At 43.9% G+C, this 23411-nt stretch carries 25 protein-coding genes; 21 read left to right on the top strand and 4 right to left on the bottom strand.

Annotated elements, in window-relative coordinates:
* Nucleotides 1–1152 (top strand): translation elongation factor 4 (gene lepA / locus AB3112_RS00240; protein WP_367333798.1); only part of this gene is annotated, 1152 nt, incomplete at its 5' end.
* A gap of 140 nt (nucleotides 1153–1292) precedes the next feature.
* Here lepA and AB3112_RS00245 read toward each other — a convergent pair.
* Nucleotides 1293–1730 carry a hypothetical protein gene (locus AB3112_RS00245; protein WP_367333799.1) on the bottom strand — a complete coding sequence of 146 codons (438 nt, stop codon included), beginning with the start codon at nucleotides 1728–1730 and terminating at the stop codon, nucleotides 1293–1295.
* 175 nt (nucleotides 1731–1905) lie between these two features.
* Complete coding sequence (locus AB3112_RS00250; RefSeq protein WP_367333800.1) at nucleotides 1906–2301, bottom strand: hypothetical protein; 396 nt, start codon at nucleotides 2299–2301, stop codon at nucleotides 1906–1908.
* Between the two features lie 156 nt (nucleotides 2302–2457).
* Between AB3112_RS00250 and AB3112_RS00255 the strand changes: the two genes are divergently transcribed.
* From AB3112_RS00255 to AB3112_RS00280, 6 genes are all read left to right on the top strand, one after another.
* Nucleotides 2458–2811, top strand: a complete 354-nt coding sequence (locus tag AB3112_RS00255; RefSeq protein WP_057909213.1) for a hypothetical protein — start codon at nucleotides 2458–2460, stop codon at nucleotides 2809–2811.
* 106 nt (nucleotides 2812–2917) lie between these two features.
* Nucleotides 2918–3877 (top strand): 50S ribosomal protein L11 methyltransferase, encoded by a 960-nt coding sequence (gene prmA, locus AB3112_RS00260; protein ID WP_084975517.1) that lies wholly within the window; start codon nucleotides 2918–2920, stop codon nucleotides 3875–3877.
* Nucleotide 3878: 1 nt separating this feature from the next.
* On the top strand, nucleotides 3879–4622 hold the full coding sequence (locus tag AB3112_RS00265) for a 16S rRNA (uracil(1498)-N(3))-methyltransferase (RefSeq protein WP_084975516.1): 744 nt from the start codon (nucleotides 3879–3881) through the stop codon (nucleotides 4620–4622).
* Nucleotides 4623–4698: 76 nt separating this feature from the next.
* On the top strand, nucleotides 4699–6927 hold the full coding sequence (locus AB3112_RS00270; protein WP_057909210.1) for a bifunctional (p)ppGpp synthetase/guanosine-3',5'-bis(diphosphate) 3'-pyrophosphohydrolase: 2229 nt from the start codon (nucleotides 4699–4701) through the stop codon (nucleotides 6925–6927).
* Nucleotides 6928–6939: 12 nt separating this feature from the next.
* A complete protein-coding gene (gene dtd / locus AB3112_RS00275) occupies nucleotides 6940–7386 on the top strand; it encodes a D-aminoacyl-tRNA deacylase (protein WP_057909209.1) in 447 nt (148 codons plus the stop codon).
* Nucleotides 7387–7440: 54 nt separating this feature from the next.
* Complete coding sequence (locus tag AB3112_RS00280) at nucleotides 7441–8082, top strand: HAD hydrolase-like protein (protein WP_367333801.1); 642 nt, start codon at nucleotides 7441–7443, stop codon at nucleotides 8080–8082.
* A gap of 1 nt (nucleotide 8083) precedes the next feature.
* Here the strand turns inward: AB3112_RS00280 and AB3112_RS00285 are convergent, their stop codons facing one another.
* Nucleotides 8084–8926, bottom strand: a complete 843-nt coding sequence (locus tag AB3112_RS00285) for an N-acetylmuramoyl-L-alanine amidase (protein ID WP_367333802.1) — start codon at nucleotides 8924–8926, stop codon at nucleotides 8084–8086.
* Nucleotides 8927–9292: 366 nt separating this feature from the next.
* Between AB3112_RS00285 and hisS the strand changes: the two genes are divergently transcribed.
* The 7 genes from hisS to AB3112_RS00320 all read left to right on the top strand — a co-directional run bounded on the left by hisS (nucleotide 9293) and on the right by AB3112_RS00320 (nucleotide 17777).
* Entirely contained in the window at nucleotides 9293–10600 is a 1308-nt protein-coding gene (gene hisS, locus AB3112_RS00290) for a histidine--tRNA ligase (RefSeq protein WP_084975513.1), read from the top strand.
* 2 nt (nucleotides 10601–10602) lie between these two features.
* Nucleotides 10603–12396, top strand: a complete 1794-nt coding sequence (gene aspS, locus AB3112_RS00295; RefSeq protein WP_084975512.1) for an aspartate--tRNA ligase — start codon at nucleotides 10603–10605, stop codon at nucleotides 12394–12396.
* Between the two features lie 280 nt (nucleotides 12397–12676).
* Nucleotides 12677–13552 (top strand): YitT family protein, encoded by an 876-nt coding sequence (locus AB3112_RS00300; RefSeq protein ID WP_057909204.1) that lies wholly within the window; start codon nucleotides 12677–12679, stop codon nucleotides 13550–13552.
* A gap of 100 nt (nucleotides 13553–13652) precedes the next feature.
* Nucleotides 13653–14804: a CDP-glycerol glycerophosphotransferase family protein gene (locus tag AB3112_RS00305; RefSeq protein WP_057909203.1), complete on the top strand. Its 1152-nt coding sequence runs from the start codon at nucleotides 13653–13655 to the stop codon at nucleotides 14802–14804.
* A gap of 13 nt (nucleotides 14805–14817) precedes the next feature.
* Nucleotides 14818–15627, top strand: a complete 810-nt coding sequence (locus tag AB3112_RS00310; RefSeq protein WP_057909202.1) for an ABC transporter permease — start codon at nucleotides 14818–14820, stop codon at nucleotides 15625–15627.
* Nucleotides 15628–15643: 16 nt separating this feature from the next.
* Complete coding sequence (locus tag AB3112_RS00315; RefSeq protein WP_057909201.1) at nucleotides 15644–16864, top strand: CDP-glycerol glycerophosphotransferase family protein; 1221 nt, start codon at nucleotides 15644–15646, stop codon at nucleotides 16862–16864.
* Entirely contained in the window at nucleotides 16857–17777 is a 921-nt protein-coding gene (locus AB3112_RS00320; protein ID WP_084975511.1) for a deoxyribonuclease IV, read from the top strand. Before AB3112_RS00315 ends, AB3112_RS00320 begins: the two co-directional genes overlap by 8 nt.
* Before the next feature lie 3 nt (nucleotides 17778–17780).
* Here the strand turns inward: AB3112_RS00320 and AB3112_RS00325 are convergent, their stop codons facing one another.
* The gene (locus AB3112_RS00325) at nucleotides 17781–18602 is read right to left on the bottom strand and encodes a pyruvate, water dikinase regulatory protein (RefSeq protein WP_057909200.1); all 822 of its coding nucleotides are present in this window, start codon (nucleotides 18600–18602) and stop codon (nucleotides 17781–17783) included.
* 178 nt (nucleotides 18603–18780) lie between these two features.
* Here AB3112_RS00325 and rpsU point away from each other — a divergent pair, with 178 nt between their 5' ends.
* The 7 genes from rpsU (at nucleotide 18781) to recO (ending at nucleotide 23143) form a co-directional block, all read left to right on the top strand.
* Nucleotides 18781–18972: a 30S ribosomal protein S21 gene (rpsU, locus tag AB3112_RS00330; protein WP_003553874.1), complete on the top strand. Its 192-nt coding sequence runs from the start codon at nucleotides 18781–18783 to the stop codon at nucleotides 18970–18972.
* A gap of 94 nt (nucleotides 18973–19066) precedes the next feature.
* On the top strand, nucleotides 19067–19516 hold the full coding sequence (locus AB3112_RS00335; protein ID WP_084975509.1) for a GatB/YqeY domain-containing protein: 450 nt from the start codon (nucleotides 19067–19069) through the stop codon (nucleotides 19514–19516).
* A gap of 73 nt (nucleotides 19517–19589) precedes the next feature.
* Entirely contained in the window at nucleotides 19590–20555 is a 966-nt protein-coding gene (locus tag AB3112_RS00340) for a PhoH family protein (RefSeq protein ID WP_057909198.1), read from the top strand.
* A 30-nt stretch (nucleotides 20556–20585) separates the two neighbouring features.
* The gene (gene ybeY, locus AB3112_RS00345; RefSeq protein WP_084975508.1) at nucleotides 20586–21068 is read left to right on the top strand and encodes an rRNA maturation RNase YbeY; all 483 of its coding nucleotides are present in this window, start codon (nucleotides 20586–20588) and stop codon (nucleotides 21066–21068) included.
* Nucleotides 21052–21453 carry a diacylglycerol kinase family protein gene (locus AB3112_RS00350; RefSeq protein ID WP_179136570.1) on the top strand — a complete coding sequence of 134 codons (402 nt, stop codon included), beginning with the start codon at nucleotides 21052–21054 and terminating at the stop codon, nucleotides 21451–21453. Before ybeY ends, AB3112_RS00350 begins: the two co-directional genes overlap by 17 nt.
* A gap of 13 nt (nucleotides 21454–21466) precedes the next feature.
* The gene (gene era, locus AB3112_RS00355) at nucleotides 21467–22369 is read left to right on the top strand and encodes a GTPase Era (RefSeq protein ID WP_057909195.1); all 903 of its coding nucleotides are present in this window, start codon (nucleotides 21467–21469) and stop codon (nucleotides 22367–22369) included.
* A 12-nt stretch (nucleotides 22370–22381) separates the two neighbouring features.
* The gene (recO, locus tag AB3112_RS00360) at nucleotides 22382–23143 is read left to right on the top strand and encodes a DNA repair protein RecO (protein ID WP_057909194.1); all 762 of its coding nucleotides are present in this window, start codon (nucleotides 22382–22384) and stop codon (nucleotides 23141–23143) included.
* The last annotated feature ends 268 nt before the right edge of the window (nucleotides 23144–23411 follow it).

Consider the following 23411-nt stretch of genomic DNA (forward strand, 5'->3'; position numbering starts at 1 on the left):
GATAAGATCCGGATGATGAACAGCGGCAGTGAGTACGAAGTTACTGAAGTTGGGGTTAACTCGCCGAAGCCCGTTAAGCGGGACTATTTGATGTCTGGAGATGTTGGTTACATTACTGCCAGCATCAAGGACATCACGCAGACCCGTGTTGGTGATACGGTCACAAATGCCAATCGACCGGCTGACGAGGCACTTCCGGGTTATCGGGTCATGAATCCAATGGTTTATGCGGGGCTGTATCCGACCGATAACGCAAAATTTGACGACTTGAGAGAAGCCCTTGAAAAGTTAAAATTAAATGATGCGGCTTTAGAGTTCGAACCAGAAATTTCTAAAGCACTTGGCTTTGGATTTCGTTGTGGATTTTTGGGCTTGTTACACATGGATGTTGTTCAGGAGCGTTTGGAACGCGAGTTTAACCTTGAACTGATTACGACGGCCCCCTCCGTTACTTACGAAGTGAAGTTAACAGACGGCGGCACCAAAACGGTTGAAAACCCGTCTGAAATGCCTGACGTATCCGCGATCAAGGAAATTTCAGAGCCTTACGTTAAAGCAACGATCATGGTTCCCAACGATTACGTCGGGCCAGTCATGGAACTTTGCCAACGGCGCCGTGGGGAGTTTGACACAATGGAGTACCTCGACGAGTATCGGGTCAATGTTATTTACCATATGCCACTGTCCGAAATTATCTTTGACTTCTTCGATAAATTAAAATCAAGCACCAAAGGGTATGCTTCTCTTGACTACGATTTGGAAGATTACCGACCAAGTGATCTGGTCAAGATTGATATCTTGTTAAACGGCGAAAAAGTCGATGCACTGAGCTTTATTTCTCACCGGCAGTTTGCGGCACCGAGAGCCAGAGACATTGTCGGCAAATTAAAAAACATTATTCCCCGACAAAACTTTGAAATTCCGGTTCAGGCTGCCATTGGCGCGAAAATCATTGCGCGAACCAACATCAAGGCCTACCGGAAAGATGTGACCGCCAAGCTATATGGTGGCGATCGCACCCGTCGAATGAAGTTGCTTGAAAAGCAAAAGGTTGGTAAGAAACGAATGAAGGCCGTTGGAAAGGTCGATATTCCTCAAGAAGCCTTCATGGCAGTTTTGCAGACTGATGAGGAAGAAAAGGGCGATAAATAAGCAATCGCGGTCAAAATGTGCTTACTCGTTAACAGCCAATTCCGACGATTTTCCGACACGAGTGATTTAATCGGTTCAGATAAAAATCCCATCATCTTGGAGGTTCTCCAAAATAATGGGATTTTAATTTGAATTTAGGATCAGTTTAACGTCGGTTTTTCGATATGGCCAACTGCGTTTTGATAAATTCTTTCGAGCTGCTCAAGTTCCAGCTTATCAGTGATGACGTCATTAAATAACTGTTCGATTGCGGCAGTCATCGCCCGTTCATCTGGGCGGGCGTCGTCTGATTCGGCCTTCGCCTGTTGGATTTCGTAAAGTTCTTGGAGTAAATTAATCAAACGGTGCCTGAAATACGACAATTCGACTGAAGCAGGTGTTTGGGATTGATTGTACTTGACGTGGTAATCAAAATACTTTTCCAGCTTTTCAACTGTATTAAGTGTTAAATGATCGATTGAGCGGGTATGATTTCGCAAGCGAATAATGATTGATGAATTGACGCCCGTCATTTGTTGAATTTGATAGGCGCTATCCTGGCTGTTTAAAACCGCTTTGATTTTCTCCCTGGTTGTCATATTCCGGTACCCGGAAATGATGATGTGATACAAATTAGTTTCATATTCAATTCCCCCGTTTACTGATATATGTGCGGTAATGATAATGCAAACTTTGAACGATTTGTCACAATCACCATATGACAACTGACACATGAATGTCAACTATTATGTAGTTGGCTGCTGGTTAAAATGATTAACCAATTCTGAGTTCCGTGACTAATTTGGTATCGATGACCGGCTTTCCGTTTTTGTCTTCATGGTGAATGACGCGATCAAGGACGCCATTATCGATGATGTACTGATCGAAAAACTGTTTCGTCGGAACTTCCAGTAACGTTTTGTCGTGGGATTGTTCAAAAGACACTTGGTCCAAGATGAGATCTTTAGGGGTCGCGGAAAAAATATTGTAAATTGCTTTCAAAGCGACTTCACCGGATTGTAAGATGGTTGTGTCCAAATAATTTTTCAGAAATAACTGATGGCCCTCAAAAATGGTGTCGCTGGAATGTGATTCCAACACAGCCCGGTAGCGAATTTCGATGGTATCGGGACGAATCTTGTTTATAAATCGAATACGGAAGAATTCCATATTTCTCAACTCCTTTCTTCCATCATATGATAAACTTGTCAAGTAGCGCAACTGATTAATTATGTGAAAATGTTGCGTTTTCTCACATATTCAATTATTATATATATTAATTCGTTTTTTAATCGATTTGATAATTCAAGTATTAAATGCTGGGAGGTGTTCATTATTCTAAGTCGAACTAAACAATATTTGAGAAAAAATGGTTACTTTTATAAAAAGGAATATATCCGACCGTTGTTGACGCCGGATAATATTTATATTTTTAGGTTTGGCCGCGACCGCTTGGATAATCGTCTCATTATTCGGTACAGTCACAAATGGACTGGTCGGCAGCGAATCAACGAAATCGATTTGCGACTTCATAAGCAAAAGCATCCCCGCATTTTTGAAAATGAGTCTGAACTTCTAAATTATTTGGAAGGTCATCTGCTAAAGCATGAGGCCAAAGTGCGCGCTCGCGAAGCCGAGGCTGAAAAAGAAAACAAGGTATCAGACGGTGCATCCAAGTAGGGTGGACCGTTTTTTGAAGTTACTGGTCAGCGTGGTTATGCATCGCTCACTAAAATGATTCCAAGGACAAGAACGTCAAAAACATCAAACTTTAAAGGAGACTCCCATGGACTGGACCGAAGTATCAGTGATGACAACAAGTGAGGCAGTTGAAGCTGTTTCAAATATTTTAATGGAACATGGTGCGTCCGGCGTATCAATTGAAGACGCCAAGGACTTCGCCAAGCTTAAGCCGGGACGTTACGGCGATCATGGTGAAATTATTGATCCTAATGACTTGACCTACATTACGCAAGGCGCGATTGTTTCGGCGTACTACCCAAATAACCAACACATTGATCAACAAGCTGCCCAAATCGGCGACGAGGTTCGTGGCCTTTCAAAATTTAATTTAAATCCAGGCCCCGCTGAAATTACGATAACACCGGTTGCCAACAAAGACTGGCAAACAGCTTGGGAAAAGTACTATCATCCTGTTTCAATTTCGCGGTTTATCACGATTGTGCCCAGTTGGGAAGACTATCAACCTAAATCCGACCAGGAAAAAATTGTCCGTTTGGATCCCGGCATGGCCTTTGGCACGGGAACCCATCCGACAACACGACTGTCGCTGCAGGCACTGGAAATCGTCATGCAGGGAAATGAAACAATCCTGGATGTCGGCACGGGATCAGGCGTCTTAAGTATCGCAGCAAAATTAATGGGTGCTGGTCCTATTCAGGCGTTTGACGTTGACGACATTGCGGTTCGCTCTGCGGAAAAAAACATTCAATTGAACCCAGCTGCCAAAGATATTCACGTTTCCGCAAATGATTTGCTCAAGGGCATCCACCAACAGGTCGACATTGTTGTTGCCAATATTCTAGCAGAAATCATCATCCCGTTGGTTCCTCAAGCCTATGAAAATTTAAAACCAGGCGGCTATTTCCTGACTTCGGGAATTATCAAGGATAAGTATGAAGTCGTTAAAAAGCAACTGGTTGCGGGTGGCTTTCAAATCATTGAAACCTTGCGGATGAAAGATTGGTACGGCATCATCGCCCAAAAGCCAAAGGATGGGGATTAGGATGCAACACTATTTTGTAAGCGACGTCTTACGGGTCGGCAAAGTCGTCTCGCTGCCTGACAACGTTTCTCATCATCTTAGCCGGGTCTTGAGAACCCAAGTTGGTGACTCATTTGAATTGGTTGATCAAAATCAGCAGGTATTTCAAGCTGCCATTAGCCAAATTGACGGCCGAGTGGTAACGGCTACCATTACCGCTGCCCTTGATCGAAATGTCGAACTGCCCGTTGAGACAACCATCGTGAGCGGGCTTTCCAAGGCCAATAAACCCGAGTTAATTGTCCAAAAGTCCACCGAACTTGGCGTTAATCGCGTGATTTTTCTGCCGATGAACCGGTCGATTGTCAAATGGGACCAAAAGGCAGCCAAGAAGCTGACCCGATTAAATGAGGTGGCGTTAAGTGCCGCTGAACAGTCTCATAGAAATCAGGTCCCAAAGGTGGACTACCTTTCCGGACTGACAGCATTGAACCAGTTATCGTTTGACACTAAGATTGTGGCTTACGAGGAATCTGCTAAAATTGGTGAGGAAGCCAATTTAGTCAAGGCTGTTCGAGCAACCAAGCCCGGACAGTCCATCGTCGCTGTCTTTGGTCCCGAAGGTGGGATTGATGAGGGCGAAGTCAATTTACTCGTTAACAACGGCTACCGGCTCGCTGGTTTGGGACCACGGATCATGCGGACTGAAACTGCACCATTATACTTTTTGTCGGCGGTTTCGGTGTTGACCGAACTGTTAAGTTAGCTGAATTAGCGTGCAAACAATGATATTATGATAATAATGAATCTCAACAAGAGTAGATTAGAGAAGAGTTGATAAAATGGCTACGAAAATTTGGACATCGGACGACGTCATTGACAAAGTTTCAGAATACATGAACAAAGCCCACGTTGATGAAGTCAAAAAGGCTTATCAATTTGCCAAGATTGCGCATCAATACCAGAAACGCCAATCAGGAGAGCCCTACATTACCCATCCAATCCAAGTTGCCGGAATTCTTGCCGACCTGCATATGGATCCTGAGACGGTTTCCGCCGGGTTTCTTCATGATGTGGTGGAAGATACCGGAGCGACGTTAAGCGACATCCAGGAACTCTTTGGACACGATGTCGCCTTGATTGTTGATGGTGTCACCAAGCTGTCTAAGATCAAGTATAAATCCAGCGAAGAGCGGCTGGCCGAAAACCACCGTAAGCTGCTGCTGGCAATGTGTAAAGACATTCGTGTGATGATCGTGAAGCTGGCCGATCGCCTGCATAACATGCGCACTTTAAAGTCACTGCGCCCAGACAAACAACGGCGAATTGCCAGTGAAACCCTGGAAATTTATGCACCCATCGCTGATCGGTTAGGTATCGGAACCATCAAGTGGGAACTGGAAGACATTTCGCTTCGATATTTGAACCCGCAGCAATATTACCGGATCGTTCATTTGATGAATTCACGGCGGGATCAACGGGTTGATTACATTGAAAAAGCCATTAGCGAAGTTAAAGAGGCCATTTCTGCCTTGGGTGTTAAAGCAGAAATTTATGGCCGTCCGAAGCACATCTACTCGGTTTACCGAAAAATGGTTGAAAAACACAAGCAATTTAGCCAAATCTATGACTTGCTGGCCATTCGGGTAATTGTCGATTCAATTAAGGATTGTTACGCTGTATTAGGTGCGATTCACTCAGAGTGGAAGCCGATGCCCGGCCGCTTCAAAGATTATATTGCTATGCCAAAGGCCAATATGTACCAGTCGCTTCACACGACCGTCATTGGTCCGGAAGGAAAACCCCTGGAAGTGCAGATTCGAACCGAAGAAATGCACCGAATCGCTGAATTTGGTATTGCTGCCCACTGGGCTTATAAGGAAGGCATCACAAACGGCGTTAAGACTTCTCAGGATAATAACAAGCTTAACTGGTTCAAACAGATTATTGAACTTCAAGAAGACACCGATGACGCTGCCGATTTTATGGATAGTGTAAAAGGCGAATTATTCGGCGACCACGTTTATGTCTTTACCCCTAAAGGTGATGTTTACGAATTGCCGAAAGGCGCCGGGCCGCTTGATATGGCCTACATGATTCATACCGAAGTCGGAAATCATACGACTGGTGCCAGGGTTAACGGCAAAATCGTGCCGTTGGATCATGAAGTCAAAAATGGCGATATTGTCGACATCATCACGGCAACCGGATCAGCCGGTCCCAGCCGTGATTGGCTTAAATTGGTTCATACCAGAAGAGCACGAAATAAAATCAAACAATATTTCCGACAGGAAGATCGGACCAAAAATATTGAAGACGGCCGCACGCTGCTGTCCAGAAAGCTGCGTGAGGGCGGATTTGAGCCCAACCGCATTATGACGCCAGAAAAATTGGAAACCGCCGCCAGCAGTATGCATTACCAACATGCCGACGATTTGCTTGCTGCAGTTGGGTTTGGCGATGTCCAGCCAACCGGTGTCATTAATCGGTTGACCGAAGATGCCCGGGCCCAGTTGAAAAAGCAGCGTCAAGATCAGGCTGAAAAAGAAGTTCTGGAAGGTCACCAAACAATTTCAGAGGATAGCGAGGCGACCAAGAAACAAAAACGTCGCAAATCTTCCAACGGTATTGTCATTGAAGGTGTCGATAATTTGCTTGTCCGGCTTAGCCATTGTTGTACGCCGGTACCGGGTGACGAGATTGTTGGCTACATTACCAAGGGACGAGGCGTTTCGATTCACCGGGTAGACTGTCCAAATATTAAGGTTGCCGAAGAAAACGGTGAACGTTTAATTCAGGTTGCCTGGGCAGAAACGCCGGAAGAACGGCCGACTTACAACGCCACATTATCGGTTCAGGGTTATAATCGCTCGGGATTATTGACGAACGTTTTAACCGCCGTCAATAGTGTCAGTAAATCAGTTTCCTCCGTTAACGGCCGGGTGGATAATAACAAAATGGCCACCATTAGCCTTGCGGTCGGCGTGCGGAACTTGGAACAACTTGACCGGGTTATCGGGGCAATTAAAAATGTCCACGACGTTTACCTGGTCGAACGAAAATTCAGATAGGAGCTTAACTGAATGAGAGTCGTATTACAACGAGTTAAACAAGCGTCTGTATCAATTGACGGTCAAATTCACGGCCAAATCAAAAAGGGCTTCGTGTTACTGGTGGGTGTCAGTGATGCCGACGGTGACGCAGAAGTCGACTACCTGACACACAAGATCAGCAAGTTGCGGGTCTTTGAAGATGAACAGGGGAAGCTCAATTTAGACATCCATGCAGTTAACGGTGCAATTTTGTCAATTTCGCAGTTTACGCTGTATGCTGACACTAAAAAGGGCAACCGGCCCAGCTTCACTGGTGCCGGAGAGCCTCAGCATGCCGACAAGGTCTACGAGCAATTAAATGCCCGTTTGCGCCAAGAAGGCCTTGACGTTCAAACCGGCGTCTTCGGTGCTGATATGCTGGTGGACATTTCAAATGATGGACCGGTGACAATTATTTTTGATACCGATCACAAATAAGCTTAAAAATACGGGGTCGAATCTTTGGGTTCGGCTTTTTTAAGGAGTAACAGCATGATTAATCAATTATTTTGGGATTTTGATGGGACCTTGTTTGATACCTATCCAAAGATGGTGGCGGCCTTTATGCAGGCGTTGTCTGATTTGGGGATTGACGATGTGGAAATTGACGAACATCAAATTTATGAAACAATGCGGCAGCATGATGTTGGGACCGCAATTCGAAAGTTTTCGGCATTTTATGGCCTTAAGGAAGCGTCACTGGGAAAGCTCAATCGTCAATACCAGACAAAAATGGTTGCGGACGCCTTGCCGTTTCCCGGGGTGAAGGAAGTTTTGTCACTCGTTTCAGGGATGGATGGGCGGAACTTTCTGTTAACCCATCGTGATAATCAGGCTAAGGGGATGCTCGACCAGTTTGGCCTCTTGGACTTTTTCAGCGGCTTTGTGACGTCCGATCAAGACTTTCCTCGAAAGCCACAGCCGGATTCAATTAATTGGTTGATTGAAACCTACGAAGTTGACAGAAAAAAAGCGATTATGATTGGCGACCGCAAATTAGATGTTGCTGCGGGGCACAATGCAAATATCGCTTCGTGTCTGTTTGATCCGGATGGGACAATTGTTGATTCTGGAAACCCGGAGATTAGGGTTACTGAAATCAACGAGTTGGTCCCATGGTTGACCAATAAATAAATTAGGAATGATTTTTGAAATAGTTTGCCAATCCACGTACAATGTCCGAGGCAAGCTTTTGTTGATAAGTTGGATTTTGAATTTGTTTAAAATCTTTAGTGGTATTGATGTAACCGCCCTCAATCAAAATGGCGGGGACTGAATTATCCCGGATTACCAGGAAGTTGCCAAATTCGACGCCACGGCTCTTTAAAGGGAGGTTTGTCATTTGCTGATTCACCGAACTGGCCAGTTGTTTAGAATCACCGGGGTGATAGAAATAACACGTGTAGCCGGAAGCCACGTTATTAACATCGGATGAATCGAAGTGAAAACTGACAAATGCGTTGGCTGAATTTGCATTGGCAACTTCCGGTCTTGCAGCCAGGGCAACTGTTTTGTCAGAGTCTCTGGTCATAACGACACGGGCACCCTTTGCCTGGAGCTTTTTTCGAACCAGTTGTGCAACTTGCAGGGTGTATTTCTTCTCGGGAGAACCAGACATCGATAAGGCACCGGTATCCGAGCCACCGTGCCCCGGATCAAGAACGATGGTGGCTTCTGATAGCCGAGTCACGTTTTGAACGCTACTGTTTTGAACCAACCAGGCGGCGACCCAGCCGATTGTTTTGTGTTTATAAATGACTTTGATCCAGTTGCTTTTTCGGCTAATGACTTGCAGCCGCTGTCCCTGCTTGACTTTGGCCTTCACGGAGTAGGTGACTGAAGGACCACTTCTGATATTGAGCTGGTTGACTTTAACCGTCACGGAGTTTGACTCCAGGGCCAGGATCAACACAAAAAAAGTCACCGCAATGACTAAAGTTGCAACAATCCAGCTTTTATTTTCCCAAATTTTTTTCAAAGTCAAATCTTTCCTTCACTCAAATAATAATATTATAGTTGAAATCACGGTCTTAAGCTAGTCTGATTAGAAATCCATCTCAATTAGCCTTGACATTTGCCGGCGGTTCCTCTAACCTTAAAGGCAGTTAAATATTCAACCGATAAAAAGAACAGTAGAAATTATCTTCAGCCAGAGAGCGGCCATTTGATGGAAGACCGTGTTGATCATTTCGAAGTGACACTTTTTGCTAATAATGGTTAATAGCGAAATGCTATTCGTGCGAGCGTTATCCTTGAGAACTAATTAAGGTGGTACCGTGCGCATTGCACCCTTGTCTTCGGACAGGGGTCTTTTTTTTCGGAATTTAAATGGGAGGAAACAAACATGAGATATCAACGACCAAAAGGAACGGCTGATATTTTGCCGGACGAAGCTCAGAAGTGGAATTACGTTGAAGAAACGGCTCGAATGTTGTTTAACGACTATCGCTATCAAGAAATTCGGACACCAATGTTTGAAAGTTTCGACGTCTTCTCCAGAACATCTGGAGATACTTCCGACGTTGTGACCAAAGAAATGTATGATTTCACCGATAAAGGTGATCGGCATATGAGCTTGCGCCCGGAAGGCACGGCCGGAGTTGTTCGTGCTTTTGTTGAGAACAAATTATATGGACCGGAACATCCACGTCCCGTCAAAGTCTTTTATATGGGATCGATGTTTCGTTACGAACGGCCACAATCCGGTCGTCAACGGGAATTCCATCAAATTGGGGTGGAAGCCTTTGGCAGTAACGAACCCGAATTAGACGTTGAAGTCATCGCGATGGGCATGGATTTGTTGCAGCACTTTGGATTGTCTGATTTGCGACTGGAAATTAACAGTTTGGGTGACAAAGCATCTCGGGACGCGTACCGACAAGCGTTGATTGATTATTTGGATCCTCATTTTGATGAATTAAGTGATGATTCAAAGGTCCGGCTGCACAAGAACCCGTTGCGTGTATTGGACAGTAAGGACAAGCGCGACCAAGAAATCGTCAAGGGTGCGCCATCCATTTTGGATTACTTGAACGAGGATTCAAAGAAGCACTTTGACCGCGTGAAGGCCTTGTTGGAGTCATTGAATATTCCCTACGTCATTGATCCCGAAATGGTTCGTGGCTTGGATTACTACAACCACACCATCTTTGAAATCATGGCAGATTCCAAAGCACTTGGCGAAGGGTATACGACAATTTGTGCCGGCGGTCGCTATAACGGTCTGGTTGAAGAACTCGGCGGACCGGAAATGCCCGGGATCGGGTTTGGTCTGGGAATGGAACGGTTACTGCTATTGATGGATGCTCAAAACGTTAAGTTACCGGTCCTTGACCAGTTGGATGTTTACGTGGTCGGCATTGGCGAACAAACCAGTGTTGAGACTTTGCAGATCGTCCAAGCTTTGCGGGCTGACGGCTTTGCTTCGGACCGCGATTATCTCGACCGCAAGCCAAAAGCACAGTTTAAGACGGCCAATAAGTTAAATGCCCAGTACACGATTACAATTGGTGAGACTGAAGTGAACAATAAGACGGCGAACGTTAAGCAGATGCGGACCGGACTTGAAGTGACTGTTCCGGTGAGTGACATTTTGCATGATTTTGACGACATTATTACCAAACATTTTACAGATGATGAGGAGATTGATTAGACATGAAGAGAACCACTTATGCTGGCCTCGCCGATGAACAGCTCATCGGCCAGGAAGTTGTTTTAAAAGGATGGGTCCAAAAACGTCGTGACCTTGGTGGATTGATTTTCATCGAACTACGTGACCGTGAAGGCATCGTCCAATTAGTATTCAGCGAAGAATTCGGCCAGGACGCATTAGCCGTTGCCGACAAGCTGCGAAGCGAATACGTTGTTGAAGCCAGGGGAAAAGTTGTTGCCCGTGCCGACAAGGAAATCAACCCTAAGATGAAGACTGGTAAGATCGAAGTCGATATTTCCGAAGCTAAGATTTTGGCAACTGCAAAAACGCCGCCGTTCTACATTCAAGATGGGATTAACGTTTCTGAGGATTTGAAACTCAAATACCGCTACTTGGATCTTCGCCGACCTGAAATGCAGAAAAATATTTTATTGAGAAATCGCATCATTCAGTCAATTCACAGTTACTTTGACCAGAATGGTTTCATTGATATTGAAACCCCAACGTTAACGAAATCAACGCCTGAGGGTGCACGTGATTATTTGGTACCTTCACGTGTTTATCCAGGGTCGTTTTACGCATTGCCACAATCACCTCAACAATTTAAACAGTTGTTAATGGGCGCCGGCTTTGACAAGTATTACCAAATTGCCCGTTGTTATCGGGATGAGGATTTGCGTGGCGACCGGCAACCTGAATTTACTCAAATCGATATGGAAATGTCGTTTGCCGATCAGGAAGAAATTGAAGACGTCACTGAAGGTTTCATTGCCAAGGTCATGAAAGATGCCATGGGAATTGACGTTGAACTGCCATTCAAACGAATGGATTGGGATGAGTCAATGGCCCGTTACGGAACCGATCAACCCGACGTGCGGTTTGGAATGGAATTAAAGGACTTATCCGACATCATGAAAGACGTTGATTTCAAGGTCTTCTCCGGTGCGGTTAAAGATGGCGGTCAAGTCAAAGCAATCGCTGTTCCTGGTGGTGCTGAGAAGTATTCACGTAAGGATCTCGATAAGTTTGCCGAATACGTGGAACGCTTTGGCGCCAAAGGGCTTGCCTGGTTGAAAGTGACTGACGACGGCTTTAATGGGCCAATTGCCAAATTCTTTAAAGACGCAGATTTGCGTCAAAAGATTTTGGAAAAGGCTGAAGCAAAGCCTGGTGACCTGTTATTATTCGCTGCCGATAACAGCCGGGTCGTTGCCAACACCTTGGCTTATCTCCGAGTTGAAATCGCCAAAGAACAAGATATGATTGACGAATCAAAATTTGCCTTTCTTTGGATTGTGAACTGGCCACTGTTTGATTGGGACGTTGACTTGAAGCGTTACGTTGCTGCTCACCATCCATTCACGATGCCAAACGAAAATGACGTGCATTATTTGATGAACGAAGGCGAAGATCCTCACAAGGCTTACGCCCAAAGTTACGACATTATCTTAAACGGTTTGGAATTAGGCGGCGGTTCAATCCGTATTCACACTCGTGAACTTCAAGAAAAGATGTTTGAAGCCCTTGGATTTACCAAGGAAAGTGCCGAAGCACAATTTGGTTACTTCCTAAATGCCCTGGACTATGGTTTTCCGCCTCATGGTGGTCTGGCAATTGGACTGGATCGTTTCGTCCGCTTGCTTGCTGACCGCGATAACATTCGGGACGTGATTGCCTTTCCTAAGAATTCAAAGGCCGTTGAACCATTAACCAGTGCGCCACAACCCGTTGCTGACAAACAGCTGCAAGATTTAGGCTTGTTTGTCGCCAATGCGGATGACGATACTAAAAAATAGTCATATCAGTTATGAAAAACTGATTTGAAACAATCAATCAGTTAAGCTGATCGCTTGGGGTTACTGAAGGGCCGGAGAAAGCGCCGACAATCTCATTTGTTGAGTAACTTCGGGCCGTATAAGAGAATGATTTAAACATCCATGTCAGGATAGTTTGATCATTCTCTTTTATTTTTGGCAGTTAACCGGATTTGGGCCGACCATATTTTTTAATGGCATTTTTTCAATTAACGTTTATGATTAAACAAGACGTTCAAAAAGTTTTGAAGGGGATTTATTTATGGATGACGTTTCTAAATTGATGCGACGACACACTTATGTAACGAAAATTTCAACTTCGTTTATTTACGCAATTCTGGTTTCGATTGCGGTTAACTTTTTCTGGACCCCTGGTCATATTTATTCGTCCGGGATCACCGGATTTGCCCAGTTACTGACCACGATAAGCAGTCGCTTGATGCCGTTTACGATTTCCACTGGACTCGGTTTGTTTCTACTGAACATTCCGTTGTTTTTGCTGTCATGGCGGGCAATTGGTCATGAATTTACGATTTTTACCATCATCACCGTCTTCTTATCCAGTTTTATGATTCAGTTGTTAAAGCCAATCCCGTTGACCCATGATCCCATTATCTGCGCCATTTTTGGTGGGGCGGTCAATGGGTTTGGAACCGGCTTGGCACTTAGAAACGGGATTTCCACCGGTGGTCTTGATATTCTTGGGATCGTGATCCGCCAGCGGACCGGTAAATCCATTGGAACGATTAACATTGCCTTTAATTCCTTGATTATTATTTCGGCCGCTATCATGTACGGCTGGCCATACGCCTTTTATTCTGTTTTGAGTTTAATCGTCAACGCCAGGATTATGGACATGACCTACACCCGTCAGCAAAAGATGCAGGTGATGATCATTACAAACCGTCCGAATACGGTGATTGACAGTGTTCAAAATCACCTTCGTCGTGGAATCACGATTGTTCACAACGCCGAAGGGGCTTACCGCCACGATGCCAAAACGATTTTATTTACCGTCATTTCGCGATATGAAATGGGTGAATTGGAGGAAGCCTTGCTGGAATCGGATCCGAATGCATTTGCGAGCATCTCTGATTCGGTCAAAATCCTTGGCCGATTCTATGAACCAAAGCCTTAAGGCAGATTTCTAAAGATTTCCTAAGAAATAAGTTCTGATGCGGGTTTATGTTATAATATTTCAGTGTGTGATTACAATAAACTGAAATACGGTGAAGATTTTGAAAGTCCTTTATTTATGGTTGATCAAGCTTTTTTCAATTTTCAATGTTTGGCGACCGAAGCATAAAGTCATTTACGTGATGAGCTTTGACGACAACGTCCATTTTATTAAGCAGCTGGCACAGCAATTACCACATCGGTATCAGTTAGCCGTTCTTTATCGACCAAATACCGAGGCGGCAGCGACGGACTTGGCAGCTTTTGGGATTACTGTGCGGCCGTTTCACGATGGCCTCAAATTTGTTTTTGATAACGTTTCGCTGTTAATGTCAGCCAAGTTGATCATTTGTGACAACTATTACGCGTTTCTGGGAGGCTTGGTTCAATCAAAACGGACTAAGATCGTCCAGATTTGGCATGCGGATGGTGCAATTAAGAAGTTTGGCTGGGAGGACCCGACGACTGAAAGTCGCAGTCGCTCTGACAAACGGCGTTTTCAACAAGTCTATGACCATTTTGATGAATACATCGTCGGTTCAAAGGCAATGGGAAATGTGTTTGTCAACAGTTATCATGAGAATTTTGATCGGATCAAATTATTAGGCTATCCGCGGTCCGACCAATATCTGAGTGCCGAGTGGCAGACAAATGCCCGCGAGCGGATTTTTCGGGCTGCTCCTGAATTAAAGGGGCATCGGGTAATCCTTTACGCACCGACTTATCGGGAACATCAAGATTTTAAGCTTCCTAAAGGGTTGGGAAACGCTTTGGCAGCTGATCCAAACGCTTTGGTGGTTGTCAAATTACATCCGGTTCTACGAGACAAGGAAGTTCCGATGCGAAAAATTGGCAATCCCAAAATTAAGTTCTATCACGAACTGGAGACCAGTGACCTTCTGGCAGTCGCTGATACTTTGGTAACCGATTATTCGTCGGTTGCCTTTGATTTCAGCCTGTTGCCCAATGCCAGGTCGATCATCTTCTTTATGTTTGATTTGGATCACTATCAAAAAGACCCTGGTATTCAAGACGATTTTCTGGACTGGTTACCGTCAAAACCAGTGACTAAAGTCGATCAGCTCAAACAAGAGATCGTAAATCCAGTGCCAATTGACTTTACTAAATTTAATGAACACTGGAATACTTATAACGATGGCAAAGCCACTGGCCGCGTTATCAATCGCTACTTAAAATTCTTAGAATCTAATTAAGGAGTGCCTGAATTTGAAAGAAGTTAGTACGTTAATTAAAGAGCAGTTTCAAAATATTGGGATCATTTTTAGAATCTCAAAGTATGAGGATAAAGCAGAGTATCAAAGCCATTATTTAGGATTGATTTGGGAGTACCTTTATCCGTTGATTCAAATCGGTATTTACTGGTTGGTATTTGGTATCGGATTGAAGCACGGTAATTCAACTCATGGTGTTGACTACCTGGTTTGGATGGTCATCGGAATTACACCATGGTTCTTTATGAACCGGGCCAGCTTGGATGCTTCAAAGAGCATTTACCAACGGGTCGGAATGGTTTCTAAAATGAAGTTTCCGGTCAGTATTTTACCAACCATCAAAATTATCAGCAATTTAAGCGCTTTTTGGACCATGCTGGTTTTCTCAATCATCATTGGGTTCTTGTATGGTGTTTACCCATCTATTTATTGGGTTCAGTGGATTTATTACTTCATTTGTATGATTGCATGGTTAATTGCCTTTGGAATTTTCAACTCCACCATTTCAGTTTTGGTTCGAGACTACCGAATCTTGTTACAGTCTTTGATGCGGATGCTTTTTTACATGTCCGGTGTGCTGTTTAATTTCCAAACAGATTCGTTCCCAGCAGTGTTTGTTCACATTTTGCAGTTGAACCCCTTCTTCTACATTGTTTCCGGGTTCCGTGACGGCATGCTTGGTTCAGCCTGGTTCTGGCAGAAGCCGACGTTGACAATCGTCTTTTGGGGAATGGTTTTATTCTTCTTACTTGTCGGTTCGCATCTGCACTACAAATTCCGTTCAAGATTTGTTGATTTAATTTAGTTTTGAGGGTGAGTTTTTGAAACATCAATTAATTAATTTTATCAAACTCATAGCTCGCTATATACTCATCGTGATGAACGATGGGTTTATTTGTATGCGGGTCAAACAAGGGACCGTCCTGTTTGAAAGCTTTAATGGAAAGGATGTCAGTGATAATCCATTTGCGATTTACAAGCAGTTAGTCCATGACGATCCAACTGCCGCTAAACGCTGTTACTTTAGTGTGAAGCCTTCAGAGTACGCTAAGTTGAGTGCCCGCTATCCAAACATCCAGTTTGTCAAACGCTTCACTCCCGGCTGGGTCAAATACATCGCCAGGGCTGAATTTTGGGTAATGAATTCACGGATGCCAAAATGGTGGCGAAAAAATAAGGGGACGACCTTTATCCAGACTTGGCATGGCACCCCTTTGAAAAAATTAGGTGTCGATATTGCCAATGTTGAGATTCCAGGGAGCACGACGGCCCAATACCACCAAGAATTTATCGATGAGGCGGCCAGATGGGACTATCTCATTGCACCGAATCAATATTCGCATGATATTTTCAAGTCGGCGTTTCGATATCACGGCCGATTTTTAGACATTGGGTATCCAAGAAACGATGTTTTATATGAACAGAACACTCCGGAAACAAAAGCAGCGATTAAAAAAAGCCTGTTTGGCTTTGTTCCCAACCAGGTGATGATGTACGCGCCAACTTGGCGTGACGATGATTTTAGTGAGCAGGGAAAGTATAAATTTACACTGCCGTTTAATTTGGATGACTTTTTTGACAGCGTTGATCCCCAAACAATCTTGATCATTAGACCTCATTATTTGGTTAAAGACAGTATTGACATCACTGGCTTTGAGGACCGGGTCAAAATTCTTGCCGATGAAGATATCAATCAGCTTTATTTGATCACGGATCTGTTGATCACGGACTATTCATCAGTTATGTTTGATTTTGCCAACTTAAAGCGGCCGATGCTGTTTTATCCATATGACCTAAAACATTATCGTGATCAATTACGTGGATTTTACTTTCAATATGACCAGCAAAATCTGCCTGGGCCAATGGCACTTAATCAGCCTGATTTTTATAAGCTGTTGAGTGAATATCGGGAAAATGGGTCATTTGTATCATACAAGGAAAATTTAGACCGTTTCAACCAAAAATTCTGTGCTTGGGAAGACGGAACGGCAGCCGAGAAAGTCAGCCAGTTGATTTTAAGAGGAGGAACTATTGATGAGTAGTGAACCGTTTTTAATTGGATCCCACGTCAGCATGAATGGCAAAGAGATGTTTTTAGGGTCGGCCAAAGAAGCGGCATCGTTTGGCGAAACTGTCTTCATGGTTTATACGGGTGCGCCACAAAATACCGTTAGAAAGCCGATTGAGAAGCTAAATGGGGCTTCCGGAAAGCAATACATGCAAGAACACGGACTTAAGGAAGTGGTTGTCCACGCGCCTTATATCGTGAATTTAGGAAACACGTTAAAACCACAAAACTTTTCCTTTGGTGTCGAATTTTTGCGTGAAGAAATTAAGCGAGCCGAAGCGATCGGTGCCAAAGAGATTGTGCTGCATCCCGGCGCACATGTTGGTGCGGGACCCCAAAAGGCGATTGACCAGATTGCCAAGGGGTTAAATGAAGTGATTTCAGATGATCAAACTGTCCAGATTGCGCTTGAAACAATGGCCGGCAAGGGGACGGAAGTGGGGACCAGTTTTGAACAGCTGGCTGAAATTATTGATAAAGTCACAAATAATGACCTGTTATCCGTCACCTTCGATACCTGTCATACCAGTGATGCGGGTTATGCCATTAAGGACGACTTTGATGGGGTATTGAATGAATTTGACCACGTGATTGGCATCGACCGGTTAAAGGTGGTTCATTTAAACGACTCGAAAAATGAACAGGGCAGTCATAAAGATCGACACGAGATGATTGGACTTGGGACGATTGGCTTTGATACCCTGAACTACATTGCCCACCATGACCAATTAAAAGACGTTCCCAAGATTATGGAAACGCCGATTTTAAAGGATCCTGAGGACAAAAAAGTGAAATGGAATCCCCATGGGTATGAAGTTGCAATGCTTAAAAGACAAGTTTTTAATCCCAACATCGTCGAAGATATGAAGGCTGGTAAGCCCTTCTAGGGATTAATCTTCAAATTCCGTTGTATCCAAGTTCAGACTTTCCAAAATAATGGTTGCCGTTTCTTCGATGGATTTATTGGCGACATTGATGGTCAGACAGCCGATCTTTCGATACAACTTTTTGGCATACTCTAATTCAGTCTTGATATGTTTTGGATCGGAGTATGGCGTGTCAGCGTTCAGTCCGTATGAAATCATGCGTTGCTTGCGAATCTTACTGAGCTTTTCGGGTGTATTCAAGAGGCCAAACATTTTATCTTTATCGATTTGGTCAACTTCTTCCGGTAACTGGAGGTCAGGCCCGATTGGCAGATTGGCCACACGTTGGTTTTGATTTGCCAAGTAAAGTGAGAGTGGGGTCTTAGATGTCCGAGAGACACCAAGTAACACAATGTCGGCTTCCAAAAGGCCCTTCGGATTCTTACCGTCGTCGTTTTCGACCGCAAATTCAATTGCAGAGATCCGTTCAAAATAATTTTGGTTCAAATCATGAATCAGACCAGGGACGTGAGCCGGTTGTTGGCCGGTAACTTCTGCCAGCATCCGCATTGGGGTTTGAACGCAGTCAAAGTCGTAAATGCCGTTTTCCTTGCAGAAATCGCGGACCATCTTACTGAGTTCAATACTGACCAGGGTGTGAAAGATCATCGCGTGGTTGGCCAGGGCGATTTTAAGAATTCCCTTGAGAATTGATTCGGTTTGGATAAACGGGAAACGACGAATTTCAGCTTTGACATCCGGAAATTGTGACAGGGCGGTTTGGGCAATGGTTTGAGCGGTTGCGCCACTGGAATCTGAAATAATAAAAATGTTTTGTGTTTTCATAGTATTTGACCTCTAGAATTATATTTACTAATTAAATATTAACATGATGGATCAATTTTTACCTAAATCATTGACGATGTCTCGATTAATATGTATAATTTACTTCGAACCGTTTTAGAAAGCACTTTTATGTGCGGATTAAACAGTTACATTTAAGCTCGGAGGGAGGGAATTTCATATGGCAAAGACAGTCGTTCGTAAAAACGAGTCTCTTGATGATGCTCTTCGACGCTTCAAACGTACAGTTTCTAAAAGCGGTACATTACAGGAATATCGTAAACGAGAGTTTTATGAAAAACCAAGTGTTAAGCGTAAATTAAAGTCTGAAGCAGCACGTAAGCGCAACAACAAAAAGAAGCGTCGTTTTTAAAATGATGATTGAAAAGATCGGAGCCTAATGTTTATTAGTCTCTGATCTTTTTTAATGTTAAAATTTAAGTATTAATTGAAAAGGGGTTACTTTGATGAGTGTATATGATAAATTACTTGCGGATATGAAGGATGCCATGAAGGCGAGAGATAAGGTCCGCCTCGGCGTTATCCGTGGAATCAAGTCCCAGATTATGAACGCTAAGGTTGCTGATTCGAACCATGATTTGACCGAAGAGCAGATTACCGACATCATCATGAAAGAAATCAAGCAGCAAAAAGAATCACTTGAAGAATTTAAAAAGGCTGATCGTCAAGATTTAGTGGCTGATCAGGAAGCTAAATTAAAGATTGCAGAAGAATATGCACCCAAACAGATGTCAAACGAAGAAGTTCAAAAAATCGTTGACGAAACCATTTCTCAAGTTGGCGCTGAATCCATGGCCGACTTTGGAAAAGTGATGGGTGCGATTATGCCTAAAGTCAAAGGTCAAGCTGACGGCAGCGTCATCAATCAGATGGTTAAAAAGCAGCTGCAAAGCTAGTCACACTTTAGGAATTGATCGTTTTGTGATAGTATCTGAAGAATGATAACTAATAAAAAAGGAGCTCATGTACTTGGCTGATACTCAACAAGTTACAAGAGAGTTTATTGTATCCGACCCTAACGAGTTATTACAAATCGTGGGTACTCAAGATGAGTACATCACGATTATCGAAGAGGGAATGGATGTTTCAATTAATGTGTTTGGCAATTCGCTTCGGGTCACCGGTCAAGATGAACCCGTCAGCGTAAGCCTGCACATTTTGGAGAATATTCTCTCGTTAATTCAAAAGGGAATTAATATCAACAGCAGTGACTTCATCAGTGCCATGAATATGGCAAAAAACGGCACGTTGGAGTACTTTTCCGATCTTTACAATGAAGTCCTCATAAAAGACGCAAAGGGCAAGGCAGTCCGTGTAAAAACGTTTGGTCAGCGCCAATATATTCAAGCGATTAAGCACCATGACGTCGCTTTTGGAATTGGCCCAGCCGGGACCGGTAAAACCTACCTGGCCGTTGTGATGGCAATTGCTGCGCTCAAAAAGGGAACGGTTGATAAAATTGTGTTGACCAGACCTGCTGTTGAAGCTGGGGAAAGTCTTGGCTTTTTACCCGGCGACTTAAAGGATAAAGTTGACCCTTATCTGCGCCCAATCTATGATGCCTTGCATTCGATTCTGGGTGCTGAACATACTGAGCGGCTGATGGATCGCGGTGTAATTGAGATTGCGCCATTGGCTTATATGCGTGGGCGAACGTTGGACAACGCCTTTGTCATTTTGGACGAGGCCCAAAACACCACCAATATGCAAATGAAGATGTTTTTGACCCGTTTGGGATTTGGCTCCAAGATGATCGTTAACGGAGACATTTCGCAAATCGACTTGCCAAAGCACTCAGCCAGCGGCTTGGTCACAGCACAAAAGATTTTGAAGGACATTGATCAAATCGAGTTTGTCACCTTCACAGCAAAGGACGTTGTGCGTCACCCGGTCGTTGCCAAAATCATCACCGCCTACGAAAAAAGCGGCAATTAATTCTTAGAAAATAGTCGAGGATTTAGATTAATGGATTTAGAAATATACGATAAGACTGAAAAAGGCGTTTCGGAAAAAGACCAAAAACTGATTCGAGACGTTTTGAATTTCGCCGGGTCTTTCATTCACCTGGCAGACAACACAGAGATGTCAGTAACGTTGGTTAATAACGACGAGATTCACAAAATTAATCAACAATACCGTGGCGTTGATCGGGCAACTGACGTGATCAGCTTTGCGATTGAAGACGAGGCCGACGATGACTTTCCGATTGTCATGGACGAGGCTCTTAAGGAATCGATCCCGGAAAACATCGGTGATATTTTTGTGTCCGTCGATAAAGTTGCTGAACAAGCAGACTACCTGGGACATTCTTTCGAACGGGAACTCGGATTTCTCTGCGTTCACGGCTTTTTGCACCTTAACGGTTACGATCACATGAAGAAAGCTGATGCGGATGTTATGTTTCCGCTTCAAAAAGAGATTTTAAATGCCTATGGCCTCAAAAGATAAACAAACTCAACAACTGGATAAGAATAAAACATTCATCCAATCGCTTGGTCATGCCTTGGACGGAATTAAGCGGCTACTGTTAGAGGAGCGCAACTTTCGGTTTGACTTGATCATGGCGATTCTCGTCTTGGCTCTGGCCGTGATCATGCGGATCAATATCAACGAATGGCTGTGGTTGTTCGCAGCTTTTTTCTCGGTGATTGGTTCAGAAGTGCTCAATACCATCGTTGAAAACGTGGTTGATTTGATCGTTGGCCACCATTTTGACGCCTTAGCCAAACGGGCAAAGGATGTTGCGGCCGGAGGTGTCCTGTTGTCGGCACTCTTTGCCGTGATTATAGGGATGTTAATTTTTGTTCCCAAATTTCTCGCGTTACTAAAATAAAAGGGGTAAAGTTATGGATAATCCAGATTTTCATTCAGGGTTCGTGGCCATTGTCGGTCGACCAAACGTTGGTAAATCAACATTTTTGAACCGTGTCATCGGCCAAAAAATTGCGATCATGAGCGATAAGCCGCAGACCACGCGAAATAAAATTCAAGGCGTTTACACCACCAAGGATGCCCAAATTGTGTTCATTGATACGCCGGGGATCCACAAGCCACAAAACAAGCTTGGCGATTTTATGATGGAATCGGCCCTGTCTGCACTAAAAGAAGTCGACGCGGTTTTGTTCATGGTCAATGCTACCGAGCATCGTGGTGCCGGCGATAATTTTATTATCGATCACTTGAAAACAGTTGAGAAACCAATTTATTTACTGATTAACAAAATTGACGAGATATCTCCCGATGACATCATGCCAATTATCGAGCAGTATAAGAATGCGCTGCCGTTTAAGGACGTCTATCCGATTTCTGCACTCCAGGGCAACAATGTCCCTGAGCTCATTGAGACGTTGGTTAAAACCCTTCCCAATGGACCTCAATACTATCCTGCAGATGAGGTGACCGATCATCCTGAACGATTTGTCATTTCAGAACTGATCAGAGAAAAAGTTTTGGAACTGACTCGCCAAGAGATTCCCCATTCAACGGCCGTGGTGGTTGAAAGTATCAAGGATGAGCAGAGCTTGTTACGGATTCGGGCAACTATTATTGTTGAACGTGATGGCCAAAAGGGAATCGTTATCGGTAAGGGCGGCGAAATGCTGAAAAAAATTGGCACTTTGGCCCGAAAAGATATCGAAAACATGATGGGTAACAAAGTCTTCTTGGAGCTATGGGTGAAGGTTGTTCCACATTGGCGGGATAAAGCAAATTTGCTGAATTCCTACGGTTATCGTAAGGATAATTATTAGAGGTGAGTGATTTTGTCAAAGGGTCTGCGAACCGATTTTAACGGGATTTTGCTTTATACAAAAGCTTATCGGGAAAGAGACTTGTTGGTAAAATTTCTGACCAGGGAATACGGCAAGAAGATGTTTCTTGTCCACGGTGCCAAACGGCCCAAGTTCAAGATGCGAGCCGCTATTTTACCGTTTACCTACGGGCTTTATAATGGCGACATTAAAGAGTCCGGTTTGTCGTATATTTCAACTGATAAGCAACTGGCACACTTTCAAGCGATCAGCGAAGATATTACCAAAAACGCATACGCCACTTACATTATGTCCCTGATTGACCTGGCGTTTCCGGATGGCGAGCCGATCCCCGAATGGTACGATAAGCTGTTAACCGGCTTAAACCTCATTAACGAGGGATTTGATGAACAAATCATCACCAATATTTTTGAGGTGCAGCTGCTGAACGCCTATGGTGTCGCACCGGATTGGGTGGATTGTGTCATTTGCCACCGAACCGATTTGCCGTTCGACTATTCGGAAGCATACGGCGGCCTTTTGTGTTCGAATCACTGGAGCCAAGATCCGTACCGGATGCATTTGGATGCTCGAACAATTTATTATCTGCGTTTATTTTCGGTGGTCGATCTGACCAAGCTCAAACACGTTAAAGTTAGTGACCAAACCAAGAAGGCGTTGCGAGAAGTGTTGGATCAAATTTATTCCCGAAGCGTGGGTGTGGTACCGAAAAGCAAGCATTTTATTGACCAATTGGGAAAATTCAAACTTTGATTTTTAAGACGTTGACAATTATTTTAATGTCAACTATGATTATTTTTGAAATAAATAATTCAACGATGACAAAAGAAATTGAATAAGCAATTTTTTAAACGAGATCAGGACAGTGTGAGCTGATTAAAATTGATTATTTAAATGGCGCTTTTCGAGTTGAACAATTAAGTGCTGGTAGCAATACCAGAAGTAGGGTGGAACCGCGATTTCATCGTCCCTATGTTGAGTGGCTTAGTCTAATTAAGTCGTTGAACATAGGGATTTTTTC

Source organism: Lentilactobacillus sp. (genome assembly GCF_040773105.1).
Taxonomy (GTDB): Bacteria; Bacillota; Bacilli; order Lactobacillales; family Lactobacillaceae; genus Lentilactobacillus; species Lentilactobacillus parabuchneri.

Bases quoted from the DNA above. Each gene is read 5' to 3' on its own strand.
- AB3112_RS00245 (WP_367333799.1), bottom strand. From the start codon at position 1,730: ATGACAACCAGGGAGAAAATCAAAGCGGTTTTAAACAGCCAGGATAGC.
- AB3112_RS00250 (WP_367333800.1), bottom strand. From the start codon at position 2,301: ATGGAATTCTTCCGTATTCGATTTATAAACAAGATTCGTCCCGATACC.
- prmA (WP_084975517.1), top strand. From the start codon at position 2,918: ATGGACTGGACCGAAGTATCAGTGATGACAACAAGTGAGGCAGTTGAA.
- AB3112_RS00265 (WP_084975516.1), top strand. From the start codon at position 3,879: ATGCAACACTATTTTGTAAGCGACGTCTTACGGGTCGGCAAAGTCGTC.
- AB3112_RS00270 (WP_057909210.1), top strand. From the start codon at position 4,699: ATGGCTACGAAAATTTGGACATCGGACGACGTCATTGACAAAGTTTCA.
- dtd (WP_057909209.1), top strand. From the start codon at position 6,940: ATGAGAGTCGTATTACAACGAGTTAAACAAGCGTCTGTATCAATTGAC.
- AB3112_RS00280 (WP_367333801.1), top strand. From the start codon at position 7,441: ATGATTAATCAATTATTTTGGGATTTTGATGGGACCTTGTTTGATACC.
- hisS (WP_084975513.1), top strand. From the start codon at position 9,293: ATGAGATATCAACGACCAAAAGGAACGGCTGATATTTTGCCGGACGAA.
- aspS (WP_084975512.1), top strand. From the start codon at position 10,603: ATGAAGAGAACCACTTATGCTGGCCTCGCCGATGAACAGCTCATCGGC.
- AB3112_RS00300 (WP_057909204.1), top strand. From the start codon at position 12,677: ATGGATGACGTTTCTAAATTGATGCGACGACACACTTATGTAACGAAA.
- AB3112_RS00320 (WP_084975511.1), top strand. From the start codon at position 16,857: ATGAGTAGTGAACCGTTTTTAATTGGATCCCACGTCAGCATGAATGGC.
- AB3112_RS00325 (WP_057909200.1), bottom strand. From the start codon at position 18,602: ATGAAAACACAAAACATTTTTATTATTTCAGATTCCAGTGGCGCAACC.
- rpsU (WP_003553874.1), top strand. From the start codon at position 18,781: ATGGCAAAGACAGTCGTTCGTAAAAACGAGTCTCTTGATGATGCTCTT.
- AB3112_RS00335 (WP_084975509.1), top strand. From the start codon at position 19,067: ATGAGTGTATATGATAAATTACTTGCGGATATGAAGGATGCCATGAAG.
- ybeY (WP_084975508.1), top strand. From the start codon at position 20,586: ATGGATTTAGAAATATACGATAAGACTGAAAAAGGCGTTTCGGAAAAA.
- AB3112_RS00350 (WP_179136570.1), top strand. From the start codon at position 21,052: ATGGCCTCAAAAGATAAACAAACTCAACAACTGGATAAGAATAAAACA.
- era (WP_057909195.1), top strand. From the start codon at position 21,467: ATGGATAATCCAGATTTTCATTCAGGGTTCGTGGCCATTGTCGGTCGA.